Here is a 3,759-nt window from a genome sequence, read left to right on the forward strand (position 1 = left end):
TGAAGTAGGTTCATCCATTAAAATCACTTCAGGCTTCATCGCAATTGCACGTGCAATACAAACACGTTGCTGCTGACCGCCGGATAGACCTAGTGCGGATGTTTTAAGACGGTCTTTTACTTCGTCCCAAATCGCTGCCCCGCGCAAGCTCTCTTCCACAATATTATTTAATTCTTTTTTATTTTTAATACCTTGCATTCTTGGACCATAGGCAACATTGTCATAAATACTCATTGGGAATAAATTTGGTTTTTGAAAGACCATTCCGACTTTTGTACGTAATTTGATGACATCATTCGATTTATAAATATTTTCATGATCGATTTCAATATCACCGTTAATTTTCACACTGTCAATTAAATCATTCATTCGATTTAACGTTCGTAAAAAAGTCGATTTTCCACAGCCTGATGGACCAATTAAAGCAGTTACCTCTTTTTCACGAATATCAAGAGATACTCCAAACAGAGCTTGTTTATCGCCATAAAATAAATTTAAATCCGTCACACTAATCTTCGTTGGACCTTCCTCTATTTGTGAAATTACCTTTTCTGTTTGATTTTGTTTAATCGCTCTCTCGCTACGTTCCATTACTGATGTGCTCATAAACATACTCCTTATTTATCGCAGATTAACGGACTGTAAGACCCCCATTTCAAAAGGATGAGGGAAACGAATATTCTAAGTAGTGGATCTAACAGTCCGTAAATGCCCGATTAGTTCAACTAACAATCAGTGGTGGATGAAGGCAGACTAAGTACCCTTCCTGTCGCAACATCTGCACTAGTACATCCTGTGCATCGGAAAACTCCACTGATTGAGTTTCACTTTATTGGTCTGCTTTGTTTAATTTTTTCGATATAAATGTTGCTGAAAGATTGATAGCCAAAATAATGACGATTAGAACAATGCCAACTGCAGCAGCCAGTTCAATGTCCCCAGACTCTTGTGTTACTAAATAGGAATGTACTGTTAAAGTTCTAGCTGATGAAAGAATACTTTCTGGCATGGCAGCTACTGTTCCAGCAGTTAAAAAGATGGCAGCTGATTCACCAACAATTCGTCCAACCGAGAGAATGATACCAGATAATATTCCTGGCATCGCACTAGGCAAGATCACTTTATATAATGTTTGTAACTTTGTTGTTCCAAGAGCTAATGAACCTTCACGATACGACCCGGGAACTGTTTTTAAGGACTCTTCTGTTGTTCGTATAATAACAGGTAATACAATTATCGTTAATGTTAATGAAGCCGCAATAATGGACATTCCTAATTTTAATGTCGTTACAAAGAATACTGCTCCAAACAAACCATAAATAATCGAGGGAATACCTGTTAAACTTTCTGTTGCAAAGCGTATGATTCTAACTAACCGTCCCTGTTTCGCATATTCTTGTAAATAAACGGCTGCTAATATCCCGATTGGAGTGGCTATGATTAAGGAAATAACGACTGTGTAAATCGTTGTAACAACCATTGGCCAAATGCCGCCGCCTCCAGTTGGGGAATAATCGCTAAAGATGAAATCGAAGCTTATCAAATTCATCCCTTTATAAAAGATATATCCAACAATCATGAGGAGGACTGCAAGAGAAAGCAGAGCTGAAAGCCATAAAAATCCACGCAGCAAATTATCTTTCAATACTCTCACCTTAGTTACCGCCCTTCGAACTAATTTTCGCTAATACAAAATTCAAAATTAATATAAAGGAGAATAAAACAATTCCTGTTGCAAACAGCATTTCTTGATGAGTGCCAGCTGCATAGCCCATTTCTAGCGCAATATTTGTCGTTAGTGGACGAACACTATCAGTCAGGCTAGTTGGTACAATTAAACTATTTCCAGCCACTAATATAACAGCCATCGTTTCGCCAATTGCTCGACCTAAACCTAATACAATTGCCGTCATAATACCTGATTTAGCTGCTGGTACAATTACTTTGAAAATGGTTCCAATATGCGACACGCCAAGAGCTAGTGAGCCTTCGCGGTATGTGTTCGGCACAGCACGAATCGCTGTCTCCGCCACTGTCACAATGGTTGGCAGCATCATGATTGCTAGTACAAGAATAACTGCTAATAAGCTTTGTCCTTTTACTAAGCCTAAAGAATTTTGTAAAAATGGGACGATGATCGCAAGTCCAAAAACACCGTACAAAACAGATGGGATACCTGCTAACAGCTGAATCGCAGGTGAAATGATTTTGGCCACTTTTTTTGAGGCTATTTCAGCTAAGAAAATCGCAGTAAATAACCCTATAGGAACTCCGATAATTAATGCCCCAATGGTTGCAAAAATGGATGCAACAATCATTGGAAATATACCGAATTTCTCTTCACTAGGTACCCAATCCGACCCTAAAATAAACTCTAAAAAGCTATAGCCCCCAGCTACAAATGGATGTGAGCCTTTATAAAAAACAAATCCAATGATTAACAATAAAGTGATGACTGAAAGAAGTGCACAAGTCAAGAACACTCTCGCAGATACCTTCTCTAACATATACTTCCTTTTATTTGCCTTACCGATTTCTGCATTGTGTTTTGTTAGGATAGACACTCAGTATTCCTCCAAGATTACTTTTAAAAATTATGTTATTACTTTACAGGGATTGCCCCTGCTTCTGCTGCAATAAGTTGACCAGCTTCACTTAAGATGAAATCAATAAATTGTTGGCCAGCTTCTGTTAGTTTCCCATCTTTGTATACAAACAAGAAAGGTCGTGACAAACTGTATTTTTGTTGAAGAACATTTTCTGCAGTAGCCTCTACCCCATTAATGTCGATTGTTGATATTGTGTCATCAATATATTCAAATGAAATAAAGCCAACTGCATGTTTATTGTTTGCAACTGTCGTTTTGATATTTCCGTTACCACTTGCGATAATGGAATTTCTAATTAATTCACCAGAGCTATAGTCAACAATTTCCTGGAACGCATCGCGGGAACCTGAACCATCCTCACGAGAGACAACGACTATTTCCATGTCATCTCCGCCTAGTTCTTTCCAGTTCGTAACTTCACCAGTAAAAATCTGTTTTACTTGTTCCAACGTCAAATTTTTTACTTTATTGCTTGGATGAGTCACTACAACAATTCCGTCATAAGCAATAACGACTTCATTCAATCCCTGAGCTTTCTCTTCTTCTTTTAGATCCCTAGAAGACATACCAATTTCCGATACACCATTGATGGCGTTTGTAATACCGGCAGATGAACCAATTTGATTTATTTCAATTTTCGTATGATCTTTCTCGTTATATTTCGCGGCTAATTTTTCAGCAAGCGGACCAACAGATGTAGATCCTGAAATAGCTACTGTAGAATTACTGCCATTTGACGCTTTTGTATCAGTATCACTATTACTTGTACATGCTGTTAATATAGCTAGTAATGTTAGCAACGATAATCCCAATTTTAGTTTTTTGAAAATAAGCATTTATTACCTCCGACATAATAATGTTAGCGTGATTTTGTCGTATATTGTCTAATAGTAGAATAAATTTGTAGTGTAAATTTTTCACACTAACTTTGTAAAGGTTTTGTAAATTTTATTAAAAACAATGTATTTTGTGTGAATTTTTGGTAAAGAGAAGTAAATTTTGGATATTGGAGATTGATCAGTTCAAGATTATTTCACAATCGCTCCAAATTGTTTTAGTAAAGTATGTCTTGTCAAGAACCTTTAAATATTTATAATGATTCTCTTGTCAAATTGACTTTTATCATTTTCAAAAAAAACAAAGTACCATT

General features: G+C 36.7%; 4 protein-coding genes. All 4 read right to left on the reverse strand.

Annotated features, from left to right (window positions below; all coding sequences use genetic code 11):
• Positions 1–606: phosphate ABC transporter ATP-binding protein (locus V7127_RS25500; protein WP_335490991.1), on the reverse strand; the 606-nt coding region annotated here is incomplete at its 3' end.
• A gap of 223 nt (positions 607–829) precedes the next feature.
• Positions 830–1,654 (reverse strand): phosphate ABC transporter permease PstA, encoded by an 825-nt coding sequence (pstA, locus tag V7127_RS25505; protein WP_335490993.1) that lies wholly within the window; start codon positions 1,652–1,654, stop codon positions 830–832.
• Between the two features lies 1 nt (position 1,655).
• Complete coding sequence (gene pstC, locus V7127_RS25510; RefSeq protein ID WP_335490996.1) at positions 1,656–2,564, reverse strand: phosphate ABC transporter permease subunit PstC; 909 nt, start codon at positions 2,562–2,564, stop codon at positions 1,656–1,658.
• Between the two features lie 38 nt (positions 2,565–2,602).
• Positions 2,603–3,445, reverse strand: a complete 843-nt coding sequence (locus tag V7127_RS25515) for a phosphate ABC transporter substrate-binding protein (RefSeq protein WP_335490998.1) — start codon at positions 3,443–3,445, stop codon at positions 2,603–2,605.
• Between the last annotated feature and the right edge of the window lie 314 nt (positions 3,446–3,759).

This window comes from Bacillus sp. JJ1773 (assembly GCF_036962035.1).
In the GTDB taxonomy this organism is placed as follows: Bacteria; Bacillota; Bacilli; order Bacillales; family Cytobacillaceae; genus Cytobacillus.